This is a genomic window from Bauldia sp. (genome assembly GCF_020442045.1).
Lineage (GTDB): Bacteria > Pseudomonadota > Alphaproteobacteria > Rhizobiales > Kaistiaceae > Bauldia.
Genome location: NZ_JAGRLA010000152.1, coordinates 20863 through 38326, shown reverse-complemented (window position 1 = coordinate 38326; position 17464 = coordinate 20863). Strand labels below are relative to the sequence as shown.

Below are 17464 nucleotides of genomic sequence, written 5' to 3'. Positions count from 1 at the left end.
TCCGGAGTGGTGCTCTTCGATATCGGCGGCGGCTCGTCGGAGCTGGTCTGGATCGATCTGGCGACCACCGCGGGCAAACGCCGGCGCATGTCGGACCGGGTGCGGAGCTGGATGTCGCTGCCGGTCGGCGTCGTCAATCTCAGCGAGCGCCACGGCGGCCGGCATGTCTCCCGGACGCAGTTCGAGGCGATGGTCGAGGAAGTGGCTGCATTGCTTCACGCCTTCCCGCAGGTCGAGACACTCGACCGTGCCGTGGCCACCGGTGCCGTCCATATGCTTGGCACGTCGGGCACCGTGACGACCCTTGCCGGGGTCCACCTCCGTCTTCCCCGATATGACCGGCGGCGGGTGGACGGGACCTGGCTGTCGGGTCAGCGGGTCGCCGAGCTGGTCGCGGAATTCGCCGCCATGGATTATGACACCCGCGTCGCCAATCCGTGTATCGGCCGCGAACGTGCCGACCTGGTTCTTGCCGGCTGTGCGATCCTAGAGGCTTTCCGCCGTCGCTGGCCGGTCGACCGGTTGCGCGTTGCCGACCGCGGCTTGCGCGAAGGGTTGCTGGTCGAGCTGATGAGCGAGGACGATGCCTGGCGACCTCGCCCTCGGCGGCGTGGCGGCCATACCAGCCATGGATGAAAAGCGCCCGAGCAGCGGCCGCCGGCAACTCAAGGTACGGGTCAAGACCGCCCGGCGCCGGAAGGCATCATCGGCCCGCTGGCTGGAGCGGCAACTCAACGATCCCTATGTCGCGCGCGCCCGGGCCGAAGGCTATCGCGCCCGTTCGGCCTTCAAGCTGATCGAGCTGGACGAGAAGTTCGGGCTGTTCCGGCCCGGAGACCGGGTGGTCGATCTCGGCGCCGCGCCCGGCGGCTGGTGCCAGGTCGCGGCCGAACGGGTCGGGACCTCCGACGGGGATCCCCATGTCGTGGCGATCGACTATCTTGAGATGGAGCCGCTGCCGGGCGTGGTGATCCTCCGCAAGGACTTCCTCGACGACGATGCGCCGGAAGCGATCCAGCAGGCGCTTGGCGGACATCTGGCCGACGTGGTGATGTCCGACATGGCGGCGCCGACCACCGGCCACCGCCAGACCGACCACCTGCGCACGATGCACCTCTGCGAGGTGGCCGCCGACTTCGCCACCTCGGTGCTGAAGCCAGGGGGACATTTCGTCACCAAGGTCTTCCAGGGCGGCGCCGAGCGCGACCTCCTGACGATGCTGAAGCGCAGCTTCGACAAGGTTCACCATGTCAAGCCGCCGGCAAGCCGAAAGGGCTCCGTCGAGCTCTACCTGGTCGCCCGCGGCTTCCGCGGCGAGGACGAGGTCACCGGCTAGGATCAGCGCTCGCGCATGGTGGTGACGGCGTCCGGGGCGTAGCGCCGGTGGCCGGACATCTCGTGGCCGGCGTCATGCGCAAGCCGCATGAAGGGTACCGTCGAGGCGGTCGTCAGCATGCCGACCACCAGGAAAGCCGGCCAGAAGGACGAGGCGGCAATCTCTCCCCCGGTCGCGGCGCTGGTCAATTGGACCATGATGGCGCCGACCGAGATACCGATGCTGAGCGCGAGCTGCTGGGCGACGCTGGTCATCGTCGTTGCCCGGCTCATCCGGTCCGGCGGGATATCGGCGAAGGCGAGGGCGTTGACGCTGGTGAATTGCAGCGAGCGGAAGAAGCCGCCGACCAGCAGCAGGCCGGTCATCAGCCACACCGGCGTGGTCGGCACGAAGGCTGCCGGCAGCATGACGAACAGCCCGGCGACGACCGCGTTGACCACCAGCACCGAGCGGAAGCCGTGGCGGCGCAGGATCGGCGGCGCGGCGAATTTCATGGCAAGCGCCCCGATCGCCGCGGCGAAGGTGATCATCCCCGACCGGAAAGGCGTCATCCCGAAGCCGAGCTGGAGGAGGAGGGGCAGCAGGAATGGCGTGGCGCCGACACCGATGCGGAACAGCATCGTGCCCACCATGCTGGTCCGGAACGTGTGGATGCGGAACAGCGAAAGGTCGATGATCGGTGCCGCGACCCTTCGGCTATGCGCGATGTAGGCGAGGAGCAACGCCCCGCCCCCGGCCAGCATGGCGAAGACATAACCGAGGGGCAGGAGGTCGAGGCCGAGCGTTGTCGAGCCGCTCATGAACAGCGCCAGCCCGAGGCCGGCAAGGGCGAAGCCGCGGGCGTCGAAGCGGGGCCGGTCGGCGCCCCGGATGTCGGGGATGTAGAGTGTCGCGAGAACCAGCCCGAGCACGCCGACCGGGACGTTGATCCAGAAGATCCAGCGCCATTCGAAATAGGTGGTGATGAAGCCGCCGACCGGCGGTCCCATCACCGGTCCGATAAGGGCCGGCACCGTGAGCCAGGCAAGCGAGCCGACGAGGTCGCGCTTGTCGATGCTGCGCAGGATCACCAGCCGCCCGACCGGCACCATCATCGAGCCGCCAATTCCCTGGACGATACGGGCGGCGACGATCTCCGGGATCGAGCTCGATAGGCCGCAAAGGATCGACCCGGTGACGAAGGTGAGGATCGCCAGGCGGAAGACGAGGCGCGCGCCATGGCGGTCGGCGAGCCAGCCCGAGGCGGGGATGAAGATGGCGATTGCCAGCAGGTAGGAGGTGAGCGCCAGCTTGAGATGGATGGGATTGGCGTCGAAGTCCTTTGCGATCGCCGGCAGGGCGGTCGACAGCACCGTCGCGTCGAGATTCTCCATGAACAGCGCGCAGGCGACGATCAGCGGCAGGAGGATGCGGTCGGGCATGACGCGGAGTTCGGGCGGGAAACGGGCGAGGCGGGCGGTTCGCCCGCGCCGTGCCGTTAGAGGCGGAAAGGCACGTCAGAGGGACTTGCTTTGCATCTCTTTGACACTTTCGCGGCCGACGAACCAGTCCCTGGCCCCGACATTCTCGAAGACCACCGAGACGTCACCCTGTGCGACGCCCATCTCGTCGGACAGCGCCTGCGAGACCTTGCTGGCGATTGCCGCCTTTCGTGCCTGGGCATCCTCGCCGAGCGTTTCGGCGACATAGGCGATCCTGACCATCGGCATGTGTGATTTCCTTCCCATTCTCTGCCGCGTCCGGCCCGCGTTGGGCGGCACTGGCGGCTATTGAGGATGGATGGATAGCACAACGGCATTCTGAACGGTGGAACCGCCGGAAATGGCGATCTCCCGCCCACCGCCCCGGAACATCGCCTGGGTCGAGGGGCCGCCGTCGAGGTTGAGGGCGATATCGCAGCCGACCCCACCAGCCGCCTCGGCCGCTGCCAGGAATTCCGCCAGCCGCAACAGGCTGAGGCCGTTGCCATCCACGACCACCGCGATGATCTTGCCGGCGCCGAGGCAGATGGCGCTGCGACGATCGCGGACCCCCTGGCTGCGGATGCCGACCTTGCCGCCGGCGTCGACCAGCACCGGGCCGACCTGGACGGCGCTCGCCAGCCGGTCGGCGGCCGGCGCGTCGGCGCGGTAGTCGATCGCGATCCCGTTCGCGCCGGCATGGAGGATTCCGGATCCGGCGCGCCCATGCTCGGGCGTGATTTCGACGCCATCGATCACCAGGAGCCCGCTCGGCGACAGGCGGCCGTCCGCGTCCTTCTCGAAGAAGCCGCCATTGATGACGAAGACACCCCCGAACCGGTCGAGGATATCGGCAACGTGGTCGCCGCTCTGCCTGGTCTGCTGCACGGTGCGGAGATCGAAACCGTCCGCGTCAAAGGCGAAGACGTGGATGGTGACGTCCGCGCCGGAGAGGGTGACAACCCGGTAGCCAAGACCCGGAAGCAGCGTCGTCTCCGTGGCGGCCCTGGCCGCCTCGAGCAGGGGCGCGAGCTCGGGTTCCGGCCCGGTGTCCCGCTGCCGGGTCTGGGCGCAGGCCGGGATGAGAAGAAACGGGAAGAAGACCGCCGCGACCAGCAAGCAGCATAATCGGCGAACGCGTCGGGCTAGCGGTCCGACCATCGTTCCGGCTACGACGTAAGGGTGGCAACGCGCGGCAGGCGCATCTCGACGCGGAGGCCACCGCCGGTACGGTTGGACAGATCCATCTCGCCACCATGGCCGAGGATGATCGAGCGCGCAATCGACAGGCCGAGGCCGACGCCGCCGGTCTCTCGGCTCCGCGAGGTCTCGAGCCGGACGAAGGGCTTGAAGACCTCTTCCAGCCGGTCCGCTGGAATCCCCGGTCCGTCGTCGTCGATGGTGATGATCGGGCCGGCCGGCGTGTCGCTGAGGGCGATGCGGGCGCGCTTGCCATAACGGACGGCGTTCTCCAGGACGTTGCCGATCGCCCGCTTGATCGCCGTCGGACGGCAGGAATAGGGAAGGCGCCCGTTGCCCTCGAACGCCACGTTGTTGCCGAGCGTCGTCTGATCGTCGGCGATGCTTTCGATCAGCGCCTCGAGGTCGACCGACCGGATCCCCTCGGCCGCCGCGTCGTCGCGGGCGAAGGCGAGCGTCGCTTCGGTCATCCGCTGCATGTCGTCGAGGGTCGCGGTCATCTTTTCGCGCGCCTCTTCATCGTCGAGCAGCTCGGCGCGCAGCTTGAGCGAGGTAATCGGCGTGCGCAGGTCGTGGCCGATCGCGGCCAGCATCCGTGTCCGGTCGGCGATGAAGCGTTCGAGTCGCTCCTGCATCTGGTTGAAGGCGGAGGTCAGGCGGCGGACCTCGCTCGGCCCGGATTCGGGGAGCGGCTTCGACGGCCCGCCGCGCCCGAACGCCTCGGCGCTGTTGGCCAGCGCCGCGAGCGGCCGGGTCACCCGCCGCACGGTGAAGCCGATGATCAGAAGGATGGCGAGCGCCATCAGGATCGCGGAGATGACGGTCGGCCACGGAAAGGGCACCGGTTCGGCGCGAATCTGCGTCTGGGCGTTGAGCCAGCCGCCGTCCGGGAAGGGAACGGAGGCGAGGACGTCGTAGCGATTGTCGGTAGGGCCGGGACCATGTCCTCTCCAGGGATGCTCGTCGGCCGCCGATCGAGGCCTGGGCGGCACAGGCGGTCCCGGCCTCTCGTCATTGATGATGGCGAGACGCGGCGGCTCGCGCAGCGGCATCTGGAAGAGCCGGTCGAAGGAAATCCCCGAGAGCGGCGAGACGCGCGCCGCGCCATCGGCATCGTCGATCGCGCTTGAATCGGTAATCCAGTAGCGAATCCGGGGCGAGGCCGCTGCCTCGGCGAGCGACGCCCGCTCGTCCTTCGGTGACTTGGCGAGGACCCGCGTCACCGAAGCCATGGTGAAGAGCAGCCCGGCGCGGTTGGCCGCGCGCACGGCTTCGGCGCGATCGCCGGTGAACATCAGGAAGCTGACGGCCTGGGCGACAACCAGCGCACCGATCAGCAGGACGACGAGCTGGCCGCCCAGTGTCTTGGGCAGGAACTTCATTTCGGCCGTTCCTCGACGTCGCAGGCGAGCACGTATCCGCCACCCCAGACGGTCTTGATGACAGTCGGGGATTTCGGATCGGCCTCGACCTTCTTGCGCAGCCGGCTGATCTGGTTGTCGATGGACCGTTCGAAGGGCTCGAGCGACCGGCCACTGGTCAGGTCGAGGAGCTGCTCGCGCGACAGGACGATGTGCGGCCGGCGGACGAACACGGTGAGCAGGCGGAATTCGGTCGTGCTCAGCGGTACGGCGACCCCGTCTTCGGCGATGATCTCGCGCCTCGCCGTGTCGAGCGTCCAGCGGTCGAAGCGGAGCTCGGCACTCCTCGGCGGTTCGTCCTGCCGCGGCAGGGCGCGGGATCGCCGCAGCACCGCCTTGACCCGCGCCAGCAGCTCGCGAGGGTTGAAGGGCTTGGTGACATAGTCGTCGGCGCCGATCTCGAGGCCGACCACCCGGTCGGTATCCTCGGCCATCGCCGTCAGCAGGATGACCGGGAGGTCGGTCGTCTCCCGCAGCCAGCGGCAAAGCGAGAGACCATCCTCGCCGGGCATCATGATGTCGAGCACGACGAGGTCGATGGCGTTGGTCTTCAATGCCCGGCGCATCTCGACGCCGCCATTGGCGGTGGAGGTACGCATGCCCGACTTGGCGAGATACCGCGCCAGTGGCTCGCGGATGTCGGCCGAGTCATCGACGATCAGGATGTGGGGCGACGTGCTCATGGCTTCCTTAATCGCGCTTCATGCCGGCATTTGCGAGGCCGTCGGGACCCCGCATGGCCGAAAAGATGTAACGCATTGTATCAGCACGCCATCCTGCCAACCCTCGATACAAAGGGAAGAATTCCAGCCACACCAATCCAGGCGATCGCACCTATCTGTGGGCTGTCCACACCCCCGGACATGCAAGGAAGGAAGAAAGACGATGAAGACCCCCAGCAAGATTCTTGTCGCTGCCCTGATGGCCTCCGCCGTCGGTGTCGCGGCGGCGCCGAGTTTCGCCGATTCCGGCGACGGCATGCGCAACCAGCAGCAGCGCCAGATGCAGCAGCGCCAGATGGCCTACCACGATCGCGATGGCGATCGCGGCGGCTGGCATGGTCGCGGTGGCCCCGGCCATCACGGCGGCGGCGATTGGGACCGCGACGGTCGCGGACCGGGTGGCCCCGGCGGGCCCGGTGGGCCCGGCGGCCCCGGTTTCGGCGATGGCCCGCGTGGCGGGATGAGCGAATTCCTCATCGAGCGCTTCGACATCAACAAAGACGGGACGATCACCGCCGAGGAGATCGCGACGGTGAATGCGGAGCGCGTCGGCAAGTATGACGCCGATGGCAATGGCGCCCTGTCGCTGGAAGAATTCAAGGCCTTGTGGGCGGACACCATGAACCTGCGCATCGTGCGCGACTTCCAGCAGCTCGATCCGAACGGCGACGCTTCGGTGACGCTTGAGGAATACAGTGATCGTTTCGACCGGATGATGAAGAACCTCGATCGCAACGGCGACAACGTCCTCGACGCCAGCGAGTTGCAGGGGCGCCGCGGCGGACCCGGCGGTCCGGGCATGGGGCCGGGCGGTCCTGGCGACGGACCTGGCATGGGACAGGGGCCCGGCAACGGACCGGGCGACGGACCTCGAAACGGTCCCGGAAACGGTCCCGGCCCGAAGGGCGGACCCGGTCCCGAGCAGAACGGCTGATGTCCGCGGGGGGGGGGCGGCGAAAATCGAAGGGCGGGCGTGATCCCGCCCTTCCCATTTTTCCGTGATGGGGCAAATTGCCCGCATCCGGCCGCCTTACGGGCTTTGCCGAATCGTGGGGGACGTGCTAGTCACCCGCGCCAATTCTCTTCAATGGAGCGGGGTACCCGTGCCGGATTTCCGGCCGGCAGTGCCCGTATTTCCCGGAGTTGGCGATGGCGGCTTTCTTGGATACCTCGGTCGGGCGAGAAGCCCTCGCTTTTGACGATGTCCTGCTGGCGCCGGGCTATTCGGAGGTCCTGCCCGGCGAGGCGGAAATCGGCACCCGACTGACCCGTTCGATCGGTCTGAACCTGCCGATCATTTCCGCGGCAATGGATACCGTGACGGACGCCAACCTGGCGATCGCCATGGCGCAGGCCGGCGGCCTCGGTGTTATCCACCGCAATTTCTCGCCCGAGGAGCAGGCCGAACAGGTTCGTCAGGTCAAGAAGTTCGAATCCGGCATGGTGGTCAATCCGGTCACCATCCATCCCGATGCGTCGCTCGCCGATGCCCTGGCGCTGATGGACCGCCACGGGATTTCGGGCATTCCCGTCGTCGAGCGGGGCGCCGGAGCGGGCAGGCTGGTCGGTATCCTCACCAATCGCGACGTCCGCTTCGCGTCCGACCCGTCGCAGCGCGTTGCTGAGCTGATGACCCGCGACGATCTCGTGACGGTCTCCGAGTCCGTCGAGCAGGAAGAAGCCAAGCGCCTGCTTCACCAGCACAGGATCGAGAAGCTGCTGGTCGTCGATGCGGACTACCGCTGCGTTGGCCTGATCACGGTGAAGGATATCGAGAAGAGCCAGCTTAACCCCAACGCCACCAAGGATGAACAGGGGCGGCTGCGCGCAGCGGCGGCGTCGACGGTCGGCGACGGCGGAATCGAGCGGGCGGAGCGCCTGATCGACGCCGAATGCGACCTCATCGTCATCGATACCGCCCATGGCCATTCCGCCGGCGTGCTGGCGTCCGTGCAACGGGTGAAGGGACTGTCCAACCGGGTCCAGGTCATCGCCGGCAATGTCGCGACCGCCGAGGGCGTGAAGGCCCTGATCGACGCCGGGGCCGACGCGGTGAAGATCGGTATCGGGCCGGGTTCGATCTGCACGACCCGGATTGTCGCCGGTGTCGGCGTGCCGCAGCTGACCGCGGTGATGGATGCCGCGGAGGAGGCGGCGAAAGCGGATATACCGGTGATCGCCGACGGCGGCATCAAGTTCTCCGGCGACCTTGCCAAGGCGCTGGCGGCCGGGGCTTCCTCGGCGATGATCGGCTCGCTGCTTGCCGGCACCGACGAGAGCCCGGGCGAGGTCTACCTGCACCAGGGCCGCTCCTACAAATCCTATCGCGGCATGGGCTCGATCGGCGCCATGGCGCGCGGTTCCGCCGACCGCTATTTCCAGGCGGAAGTCCGCGACACGCTGAAGCTGGTTCCCGAGGGGATCGAGGGCCAGGTCCCCTACAAGGGGCCGGTTGCCGGCGTCCTGCACCAGCTGGCCGGCGGCTTGCGCGCGGCGATGGGTTATGTCGGCGCCGCGAACCTCGAGGAATTGCGCGCCAAAGCTCGCTTCGTCAGGATTTCCGGCGCGGCGCTGCGGGAGAGCCATGTGCACGACGTGACGATCACCCGCGAGAGCCCGAATTATCCGGGCCGGGCCTGATCCCGTCTCTTTTTTGCTGCTTTTCATCCGCAATTCGGGAGGGTTCAAGGAGTATGAGTCGCTGTGAGCCCGACCACCGCCTTTGCCCCGCTTTTCCTGCAGGTGGCGCTGACATTCGTGCTGCTTTTCCGGCTTGGTCAGCTCCGTCTGCGGCTGGTCAGGGCGGGCAGCGTCAATCTGCGCGACTATGCGCTGGGCGCCGATGTCTGGCCGGCCGGCGCCAACAACGTCGCGAACGCTTTCCGCAGCCAGTTCGAGCTGCCGGTGCTCTTTTACGTCGTCACCGTGCTTGCTTTCATGTCCGGCCGGATGTCGACGGGACTGCTGGTCCTCTCATGGGTCTTTGTCGCATCGCGCCTGTTTCACGCGCTGATCTTCGTGACGACCAACAATATTCCACGCCGTTTCGCCGTCTTCACCGGCGGTTTCCTGGCGCTTGTCGCCATGTGGCTGGTCTTCTTCGCGGACCTGGCGACCGACCTCTGAGACGGCCCGCGGGCGGGTTGAGATGACGCCGGCAGCGCGCCTGGCGGCCGCGATCGAGGTCGTGGCGGAGATGGAGACCCGCCATCGTCCGGTGGCGGCGGCGCTCAAGGACTGGGGAATTTCCCACCGTTTCGCCGGCTCGAAGGACCGCGCCGCCATCGGCAACATCGTCTATGACGCGCTGCGCTGGCGGGCGTCGAGCGCCTGGGCGATGGGCGATGAGACGCCGCGTGCGATCATCCTGGCAACTATAGGAAAACGCTGGGGATTTGGTGGAGCCGGACTTGCGGCAATGATCGATGGCGTGCCGCATGCGCCGCCACCGCTGAGCGAAGCCGAACGGCAGCGGATCGACGGCGCCGATCTCGCCGACGCGCCCGACCACGTTCGCGGGGATATCCCGGAATGGCTGGCGCCGCATTTCGCGCGGAGCCTGGGCGAGGATTGGGTCGCCGAAGGCGAGGCGCTGGCGCTCCGCCCGCCCCTCGATATGCGGGTCAACCGCCTCAAGGCCGGCCGCGACAAGGTCCTGAAAGCGCTGGCGAAATTCCACGCGACCGAGACCGCTCTCAGCCCCGATGGCTTGCGTATCGCGGCCACGGAAGGCGACGGCCGGCATCCGAATGTCCAGGTCGAACCGGGCTTCCAGCGGGGCCTTTTCGAGATCCAGGACGAGGGGAGCCAGATCGCCGCGCTGATGGTCGGAGCGAGGCCCGGAGAACAGGTGCTCGACCTCTGCGCGGGGGCCGGCGGCAAGACCCTGGCGCTCGCCGCGGCCATGGAGAATCGAGGCCAGATACAGGCAACGGACAGCGACCGGGCGCGGCTGGCACCTATTTTTGACAGGCTGAAACGGGCCGGGACGCGCAATGTTCAGGCCCGTCCCGCCGGTGTCCCACTCGACGACCTCGATGGCCGCATGGACGCGGTCCTGATCGACGCGCCCTGCACCGGGGTCGGCACCTGGCGGCGGCGACCCGATGCCAAGTGGCGGCTGAGCCAGCGCAACCTCGACGACCGGATCCGGGAACAAGCGGCGCTGCTGTCCTCGGCGGTACGCTACCTCAAGCCGGGCGGCCGGCTGGTCTATGTGACCTGCTCGCTGCTCGCCGAGGAGAACGACGGCCGGATCGCCGCGCTCCTCGCCGGGGGGGCGGGCGTGTCGCCGGTCGCGCCCGCAACGGCGGTCGAGCGCAACCTCGGACCGGAGGTCGGCGCACGCCTGCTGGCGGCCTCCAGGGTGACCGAGCATGGTGTCGTGCTGACGCCAGGGAAGACCGATACGGATGGCTTCTTCGTCAGCGTGCTGGAAAGGATCGGATGATGCGGAAACTGGTTTCGTCCATTGCATTGCTGGTGATGACGGCCGCGCCGGCTTTCGCGGCCGACCCGTTCGACGGTGCCTGGGCCTATGACTGCCAGGCCAACAACGGCGATATCGTCCCGACCGTCATCAAGGACCGCAGGATCATCTACTACGAGAGCGAATGCGACATCGGGACGGTGACGCCGATCGGCGCGGCCGACCAGGCCTGGACCTTGGCCGCAAGCTGCGCCGGCGAGGGCGAGACCTGGGACCGGAACATCCTGCTCGCCATGGAGCGCGGCGATGACGGCGAGCCGGTCCAACTGATCGAGGTCGATCTCGACGACGGGTATGTCGTCGCGCGGCGGCGCTGCGACTAGCGGCCGGTTGCCGCTCGCAAGTGCTCGCCACACGATCTCCGGTAGCATAGGCTGCAGGGATATTCCTTCGCTCGCCCTCCAGGAGCTTCATCCGTGAAATCCCTTGCCGCCGCATGCGTCATTCTCGTTGCGGGCGTCGGACCGACGCTGGCGGCGACCCCGATAGACGGGACCTGGTATTTCGAGTGCAACCCGGACATTCCCGATGCCGAAAACACGACGGTCATCGGTGACGACAAGATCGTCAGCGGCGGCCTCGTCTGCGACATCATCAACATCAACCGGATCGGCGGCGAGGGACAGGTCTGGAGGTTGAGCAATTCCTGCGTCGAGCAGGACGAGCGGTGGATCGAGGATGTCATCTTCGGCATCGAGGTCGACATCGACGGCAAGATCCTGCACCTGGTCGAGGTCGGGATGAACGAGGGCTATGTCGTCACCTACCTGACCTGCAAATAACGCCGGGCAAATACCATGCGAAACGCCTCGCCACCGACCGTCTCCTCCTATGGCGACGTGACCGTGCTCTACGTCATGGCGACGGAGATGGAATACGGGTCGCACCTCAAGCAGAGGATCACGCCGGTCATCACCGGCGTCGGACCGGTCGAGGCCGCGGTTGGCGCGGCCGCCGCGCTCGGCGAACTCGACCATGCGGCGGCGCTACCCAATCTCGTCTGTTCGCTCGGAACCGCGGGATCGGCGAAGCTCGACCACGCCGGTATCTACCAGGTCTCCAGTGTCGCCTATCGCGACATGGACGCTTCGCCGCTCGGCTTCGACAAGGGCGTGACGCCTTTCGCCGACGAGCCGGCGGTGATCGCGATCCGCGACCGGATTCCCGATATCCCGGCCGCCTCGATCTCGACCGGCGGCAATATCGTCTCCGGCGCCGCCTATGACGCGATCGACGCCGACATGGTCGACATGGAGACCTACGGCGTCTTCCGCGCCGCGCGGGCCTTCGGCGTACCGATGATCGGCCTGCGTGCGATCTCGGACGGACGGAGCGACCTGACCGGGCTCCACGACTGGACGGAATTCCTGCATATCCTCGACGAGAAGCTGGCGCTGGTCATCGACGACCTTGCCGGCCATATCAAGGAAGGGCGCTTCCGGCCAAGCCGGTGACATGAGAGGCGGACGGATGGTTCTCGTCATCATTGCCGTCGCCGTCATCGCTGCATTGGCGGCGCACCTGATCGCGCGCCAGGCATTCGACAAGGAGATCGAAGCGGCTTTCGCAGGCGTCGGGGCCGCCGATCCGGTCGCCGTCGACCGCGACAGCCTGCCGCCGCTGGTCCGCGCCTTCGCCGAGCGGAACACGGCCGGACACCCGGACACGCCCCTGGAAGCGCGGCTGACCCAGGCTGCCGAAATGAAGCTCAAGCCCGATGCCGCCTGGACGAAGGTGCCGGCCCGCCAGGCGATCGGGATCGGCGCGCCGGCTTTCGTGTGGGACGCCAGCGCGACGATGGCACCGCTCGTCGGCGTCCGCGTGATCGACGCCTATGTCGGCGGCGAGGGACGGCTGAAGGTGCGCCTCTTCGGCTCGCTGCCGATGGCGACGGCGGTGGGGCCCGAGGCGACCTACGGAGAGTTGTTCCGCTACCTCGCGGAAATTGCCTGGGCGCCCCATGCGATCCTGGGCAACCCGGCGCTGCGCTGGCGAAGGATCGACGGGAAGACGGTCGAAGTCGCGTCGGACACGCCCGACGGACGGACCGCCAGGGTGCGGCTGATCTTCGACACCGGCGGCGACATCGTCGCGATCGAGGCCGACGACCGGCCACACGAGGAGGGCGGCAAGCCGGTACGTCAGCCCTGGCGCGGCACCTTCGGCGACTATCGGGACTTCGACGGCATCCGTATCCCGACGCGCGCCAGCGTGTCATGGATCACCGATGCCGGGCCATATACCTACTTCCGCGGAGAGGTCATCGGCTATTCGGTTGTCGGGACCGAATAGATTCCTGCAAGGGCAATCAAGCGACCTTGATGGCACCGGGTCGAAGGCGGATGCCACGTCAGGAAAGCAACGATGGCATGGGCAACCGCCGCGACAGCGCCGGCTGGCCGGACCTGATGATTGCCGGCCTCATGGCGAGCCTGTTCCTCAAATCGGCGACCAAGATCCCGATCCGGTCGCGCGGCGAGCTGCGGCACGCCGCCGAGCATGGCTAGCTGGTTTTGACGGGTATCCAGACTTCAAGTCCGCCAAGGCCCGTAAGCGGGTCGAACTTCTGATCATAGAGTTCGAACATCGGCCGGTCGCCTACTGGTTCGAACCCGCTATCGGGCAGGTATTGCCCCCAGATCGCGTTCATCGTCTCGCGCAACCGCGAAACATGCTCCTTGTGCGAGAAGGCAAGATAATTCTGCGCGGGCAGACTGGTCACCGTGAGTGCCTCCGGCACGTCGCGCGGATCGTCCACCCGGACGCCGCAGGTGTAGCGGAACGTCCCCTCGGCCTCCTCGAACTCATCGCACAGGCCGAACCAGATGCCGGGCCGCTCCCCGAGCGTGCCCCCAAAGGCCTGGAATTCGGTCCATTGGGAGGGGATGGCGCCCACATCGTTGTATTTGTACCGCCGACTCAGGCCGACGACTGTCATCGCCTCTCCCTTCTCACGACGGGGTGCGGCGATATGAAATGCCATTTCTGCTGCTCTATCCATTCTGATCGGCTCCACAAGCAAGGTCTGATCCACCGCCGTTCCGTCTCGCGCCGCCTCAGGGGTTGTCCCGAACCGGTCGCGAAACGCGCGGGTAAAGGCCTCATGGGAGTTGTATCCCGCCGTGAGTGCCACATCGAGGATCGAGGGCGCGCCCGCTGCGAGTTGGCGGGCCGCTTCGGTCAGCCGCCGGCCGCGCACATAATCCATGACCGAATATCCGGTCGCCGAGGTGAAACCTCGGCACATATGGAACCGCGATACGCCGCAGGCGCGTGCAATCCCGTCAAGGTCGATCTCCCTCCGGAAGTGGCTCTCGATGAACCACAAGACCCTGCCCACGAAGTGCACCGGATACTCCCCTGATTGCCTTCACGCCGACGATTATGCAGCCCCGTCGCAACCCCGCTTGATCGATCGTGCGTTTTTTCTCCCGCGAACTGATCGCTCCATCATTCCGGCGCGAGGCGTTTTCGGGGACGCCGCCGAGAGGGTCTGGGCACCCGCCGAGCCGGTGCCTGCCGGTTCAGGGATGCCCGAGCATCGCAGGCGGCCCCGGATCGAGGACACGTTCGGGTCGGGGGCGCAAAGTGTCGCCGCTAGCGCTCCGCCAGCGCGAGCCGGGCGCCGAGCGCGACGAAGGCGCCGGCGAAGGCGCGGCGCATCCAGACGAGCACGTTCGGCCGGGAAATGACGTGGCGCCGGATCCATGCGGCGAAGACGCCGTAGCCGATGAAGACCACGAAAGTCAGCAGCATGAAGACGCCGGACAGCTCCAGCATGCGGGCCAGCGGCCGCGCCTCGCCGGCGGCGACGAACTGGGGCAGGAAGGCGAGGAAGAAGATCGAGAGCTTCGGGTTGAGGACGTTGGCAAGCACCGCGTCGACGATGATCCTGAGCGACGAGCGACGGTCCTCGGCCGCTTCGACCCTGAGGGCGCCGCGCTCCTTCAGCGTCATCCAGGCCATGTAGAGGAGATAGGCGACGCCGAGATATTTCAGCGTCTGGAAGGCGAGGGCGCTGGCGTGGAGGACGGCGGCGAGGCCAGTCACCGCGGCGACGATATGAGGGAGGATGCCGAGCGTGCAGCCGAAGGCGGCGACGACGCTCGCCCGCGCGCCGCGGGAGAGACCGACGGCCATCGTGTAGAGCACGCCGATGCCTGGAGCGACGACGACGATCAGCGACGTGACGAGGAATTCGATGCTCATTTCGAAAGGTGTCTCCTCTGGCGAAATGGTAGTCCGGCGAGACGGCGAGGGCCATCATGAAAGCGAACTCATTGCTTGCCCGTGCCGCTCCGATCGGCAAGAAAGGTTGCCCGAAATACGCGGATCAGCGAGGGGAATGACGTCATGACCGAGTTTCCGAGCTTCGACCTGAGCGGGCGTGTCGCCCTCGTCACCGGTGCCGCGCGCGGTCTCGGCCGGGCGATTTCCCTGGCGCTCGCCAATGCCGGCGCCGACGTGGCGCTGGGCCTGAGGACCGCCGGCTCCGCCGACGACCTCGTCGCCGAGATCGAGGCGATGGGCCGCAAGGCGCTGCCGCTGGCCATGGACGTCACCGACCTCGACCAGGCGCAGGCGGGGATCGACGGGACCGTGGCGAAGCTCGGCAGCCTCGATATCCTGGTCAACAATGCCGGCGGCGGCTGCCCGGAAAAGCATGCCGAGGACGTGCCGGTCGCGGATTTCGACCATACCGTCGCGGTCAACCTCCGGGGGCTCTACTTCACCAGCCAGTTCGCCGCCCGCTTCATGATCCGCCAGGGCTTCGGCCGGATCATCAACATCTCGTCGCAGGCCGGCCACGTCGCGCTGCCCGGCGAGTCGGTCTACTGCATGACCAAGGCCGGCGTCTCGCACCTCACCAAGTGCTTCGCGGTGGAATGGGGGAAATACGGCATCACGGTCAACGCGGTGGCGCCGACCTTCATCGCCACGCCCGGCACCGACGACATGCTCGCCGACGAGGAATTCCGCGCCGACGTCATCGAGCGGATCGCCGCGCTGCACCGGATCGGCGAGCCGGTCGAGGTGGCCGGGGCGGTGGTCTTCCTCGCCTCGCCGGCGGCCTCGCTGATCACCGGCGACACCATCATGATCGACGGCGGCTGGACGGCGCGCTAGGCCGCGCGCCGGCTTGAATCGGTTTCCCGGCCGCCGGCGGGAAACGGCGGAAAAGACTCGATAATCGGCGGCGCGGCACGATGGCCGTTGCAGACTCGCGCCCGATTGCCTATGCGGGTGCGGATCACCCACGCGAGCCACGGGCGATCGCATGACCGACACCATCCTCATTCTCGATTTCGGCAGCCAGGTGACCCAGCTCATCGCGCGGCGGGTGCGCGAGGCGGGGGTCTATTCCGAGATCGCGCCGTTCAACAAGGCGGAAGAGGCGATCGCCCGGCTGAACCCGAAGGGGCTGATTCTCTCCGGCGGCCCGGCCTCGGTGCTCGACGCGGAGTCGCCGCTGCCGGCGATGGCGGTCTACGAGGCGGGGCTGCCGATCCTCGGCATCTGTTACGGCGAGCAGGCGATGGCCCTTCAGCTCGGCGGCGGGGTCGAGGCCGAGCATAACCGCGAATTCGGCCGCGCCTTCGTCGAGGTGACCAGGCCGGCCGGGCTGTTCGAGGGGATCTGGGCGGTCGGCGAGAACCACCAGGTGTGGATGAGCCATGGCGACCGGGTGACCGCGGTGCCGCCGGGCTTCGCGGTGGTCGGCACCTCGGAGAATGCGCCCTTCGCGATGATCGCCGACGAGGCGCGGAAATTCTACGCCATCCAGTTCCACCCGGAGGTGGTGCATACGCCGGACGGTGCGAAACTGCTCCGCCGCTTCGCCCGCGACATTGCCGGCTGCGCCGGCGACTGGACGATGGCCGCCTTCCGCGACCAGGCGATCGCCCGCATCCGCGCCGAGGCCGGCGACGGGCGGGTGATCTGCGGGCTGTCGGGCGGCGTCGATTCCGCCGTCGCGGCGGTGCTGATCCACGAGGCGATCGGCGAGCAGCTGACCTGCGTCTTCGTCGACCACGGGCTCTTGCGGCAGGGCGAGGCGGAGCAGGTGGTCGACCTCTTCCGCGACCATTACAACATCCCGCTGGTCCACGCGGAGGAGGCCGACCGCTTCCTCGAGGCGCTGGCCGGGGTGAGCGATCCCGAGGCCAAGCGCAAGATCATCGGCGGGCTGTTCATCGAGGTCTTCGACGCGGAGGCGGCGAAGGTCGGCAAGGTCGATTTCCTCGCGCAGGGCACGCTCTATCCCGACGTGATCGAAAGCGTCTCGGCGCTCGGCGGACCGTCGGTGACGATCAAGTCGCACCACAATGTCGGCGGCCTGCCGGAGCGGATGAAGCTGAAGCTGCTCGAGCCGCTGCGCGAGCTGTTCAAGGACGAGGTCCGCGAGCTCGGCCGCGAGCTCGGCCTGCCCGAGGCCTTCGTCGGCCGCCACCCCTTTCCGGGGCCGGGGCTCGCCATCCGCTGTCCGGGCGAGGTGACCGAGGAGAAGCTCGCGATCCTCAGGCGCGCCGATGCGATCTACCTCGACGAGATCCGCAAGGCCGGGCTCTATGATGCGATCTGGCAGGCCTTCGCGGTGCTGCTGCCGGTGCAGACCGTCGGGGTGATGGGCGACAGCCGCACCTATGACCGGGTGCTGGCGCTCCGGGCGGTGACCTCGACCGACGGCATGACGGCGGACTTCTACCCCTTCGACATGGCCTTCCTCGGCCGCGCCGCGACCCGGATCATCAACGAGGTGAAGGGCGTCAACCGGGTGGTCTACGACGTGACGTCGAAGCCGCCCGGCACCATCGAGTGGGAATGACGGCCGCCGG

The 17464-nt window shown here is 67.5% G+C and carries 20 protein-coding genes; 13 read left to right on the top strand and 7 right to left on the bottom strand.

The genetic code is table 11. From position 1 onward, the window contains the following. Both KDJ86_RS16965 and KDJ86_RS16960 read left to right on the top strand, forming a co-directional pair. Window positions 1-636: Ppx/GppA phosphatase family protein (locus KDJ86_RS16965; protein ID WP_367116838.1), on the top strand; the 636-nt coding region annotated here is incomplete at its 5' end. Continuing rightward, on the top strand, window positions 629-1336 hold the full coding sequence (locus KDJ86_RS16960; protein WP_291748501.1) for an RlmE family RNA methyltransferase: 708 nt from the start codon (window positions 629-631) through the stop codon (window positions 1334-1336). The genes KDJ86_RS16965 and KDJ86_RS16960, both read left to right, overlap by 8 nt. 2 nt (window positions 1337-1338) lie before the next feature. On the opposite strand, the gene KDJ86_RS16955 is transcribed toward KDJ86_RS16960, so the two are convergent. From KDJ86_RS16955 to KDJ86_RS16935, 5 genes are all read right to left on the bottom strand, one after another. Beyond that, complete coding sequence (locus tag KDJ86_RS16955) at window positions 1339-2757, bottom strand: MFS transporter (RefSeq protein WP_291748496.1); 1419 nt, start codon at window positions 2755-2757, stop codon at window positions 1339-1341. Window positions 2758-2832: 75 nt separating this feature from the next. Continuing rightward, on the bottom strand, window positions 2833-3045 hold the full coding sequence (locus tag KDJ86_RS16950; protein ID WP_291748493.1) for a tautomerase family protein: 213 nt from the start codon (window positions 3043-3045) through the stop codon (window positions 2833-2835). 57 nt (window positions 3046-3102) lie between these two features. Further along, window positions 3103-3915 carry a phosphodiester glycosidase family protein gene (locus tag KDJ86_RS16945; RefSeq protein WP_291748491.1) on the bottom strand — a complete coding sequence of 271 codons (813 nt, stop codon included), beginning with the start codon at window positions 3913-3915 and terminating at the stop codon, window positions 3103-3105. 50 nt (window positions 3916-3965) lie between these two features. After that, the gene (locus tag KDJ86_RS16940) at window positions 3966-5378 is read right to left on the bottom strand and encodes an ATP-binding protein (protein WP_291748489.1); all 1413 of its coding nucleotides are present in this window, start codon (window positions 5376-5378) and stop codon (window positions 3966-3968) included. Continuing rightward, a complete protein-coding gene (locus KDJ86_RS16935) occupies window positions 5375-6100 on the bottom strand; it encodes a response regulator (protein ID WP_291748488.1) in 726 nt (241 codons plus the stop codon). The genes KDJ86_RS16940 and KDJ86_RS16935 overlap by 4 nt, the downstream gene beginning before the upstream one ends. Window positions 6101-6302: 202 nt before the next feature. On the opposite strand from KDJ86_RS16935, the gene KDJ86_RS16930 reads away from it, so the two are divergent. The 9 genes from KDJ86_RS16930 (at window position 6303) to KDJ86_RS16890 (ending at window position 13135) form a co-directional block, all read left to right on the top strand. Then, window positions 6303-7073 carry an EF-hand domain-containing protein gene (locus tag KDJ86_RS16930; protein ID WP_291748487.1) on the top strand — a complete coding sequence of 257 codons (771 nt, stop codon included), beginning with the start codon at window positions 6303-6305 and terminating at the stop codon, window positions 7071-7073. A gap of 215 nt (window positions 7074-7288) precedes the next feature. Beyond that, window positions 7289-8779 (top strand): IMP dehydrogenase, encoded by a 1491-nt coding sequence (gene guaB / locus KDJ86_RS16925; protein WP_291748486.1) that lies wholly within the window; start codon window positions 7289-7291, stop codon window positions 8777-8779. Window positions 8780-8842: 63 nt separating this feature from the next. After that, window positions 8843-9265, top strand: a complete 423-nt coding sequence (locus KDJ86_RS16920; protein WP_291748483.1) for an MAPEG family protein — start codon at window positions 8843-8845, stop codon at window positions 9263-9265. A 22-nt stretch (window positions 9266-9287) separates the two neighbouring features. Next, window positions 9288-10589, top strand: coding sequence for an RsmB/NOP family class I SAM-dependent RNA methyltransferase (locus tag KDJ86_RS16915; RefSeq protein WP_291748481.1), 1302 nt, complete (start codon window positions 9288-9290; stop codon window positions 10587-10589). Then, window positions 10589-10951 (top strand): hypothetical protein, encoded by a 363-nt coding sequence (locus KDJ86_RS16910; protein ID WP_291748479.1) that lies wholly within the window; start codon window positions 10589-10591, stop codon window positions 10949-10951. Before KDJ86_RS16915 ends, KDJ86_RS16910 begins: the two co-directional genes overlap by 1 nt. 93 nt (window positions 10952-11044) lie before the next feature. Continuing rightward, complete coding sequence (locus KDJ86_RS16905) at window positions 11045-11410, top strand: hypothetical protein (RefSeq protein ID WP_291748476.1); 366 nt, start codon at window positions 11045-11047, stop codon at window positions 11408-11410. A 15-nt stretch (window positions 11411-11425) separates the two neighbouring features. Next, window positions 11426-12082 (top strand): 5'-methylthioadenosine/S-adenosylhomocysteine nucleosidase, encoded by a 657-nt coding sequence (locus KDJ86_RS16900; RefSeq protein ID WP_291748473.1) that lies wholly within the window; start codon window positions 11426-11428, stop codon window positions 12080-12082. A 16-nt stretch (window positions 12083-12098) separates the two neighbouring features. Then, window positions 12099-12920 (top strand): DUF6544 family protein, encoded by an 822-nt coding sequence (locus tag KDJ86_RS16895; protein ID WP_291748470.1) that lies wholly within the window; start codon window positions 12099-12101, stop codon window positions 12918-12920. Window positions 12921-12997: 77 nt separating this feature from the next. After that, complete coding sequence (locus tag KDJ86_RS16890; RefSeq protein ID WP_291748468.1) at window positions 12998-13135, top strand: hypothetical protein; 138 nt, start codon at window positions 12998-13000, stop codon at window positions 13133-13135. Here the strand turns inward: KDJ86_RS16890 and KDJ86_RS16885 are convergent. Together KDJ86_RS16885 and KDJ86_RS16880 are read right to left on the bottom strand one after the other, a co-directional pair. Beyond that, window positions 13132-13977, bottom strand: coding sequence for an AraC family transcriptional regulator (locus KDJ86_RS16885; protein ID WP_291748466.1), 846 nt, complete (start codon window positions 13975-13977; stop codon window positions 13132-13134). The genes KDJ86_RS16890 and KDJ86_RS16885 overlap by 4 nt on opposite strands. 248 nt (window positions 13978-14225) lie before the next feature. Then, entirely contained in the window at window positions 14226-14837 is a 612-nt protein-coding gene (locus KDJ86_RS16880; protein WP_291748464.1) for a LysE family translocator, read from the bottom strand. Between the two features lie 144 nt (window positions 14838-14981). Here KDJ86_RS16880 and KDJ86_RS16875 point away from each other — a divergent pair, with 144 nt between their 5' ends. After that, window positions 14982-15755 (top strand): SDR family NAD(P)-dependent oxidoreductase, encoded by a 774-nt coding sequence (locus KDJ86_RS16875; protein WP_291748461.1) that lies wholly within the window; start codon window positions 14982-14984, stop codon window positions 15753-15755. 151 nt (window positions 15756-15906) lie between these two features. Continuing rightward, the gene (gene guaA, locus KDJ86_RS16870) at window positions 15907-17454 is read left to right on the top strand and encodes a glutamine-hydrolyzing GMP synthase (RefSeq protein WP_291748459.1); all 1548 of its coding nucleotides are present in this window, start codon (window positions 15907-15909) and stop codon (window positions 17452-17454) included. Window positions 17455-17464: the final 10 nt, after the last annotated feature.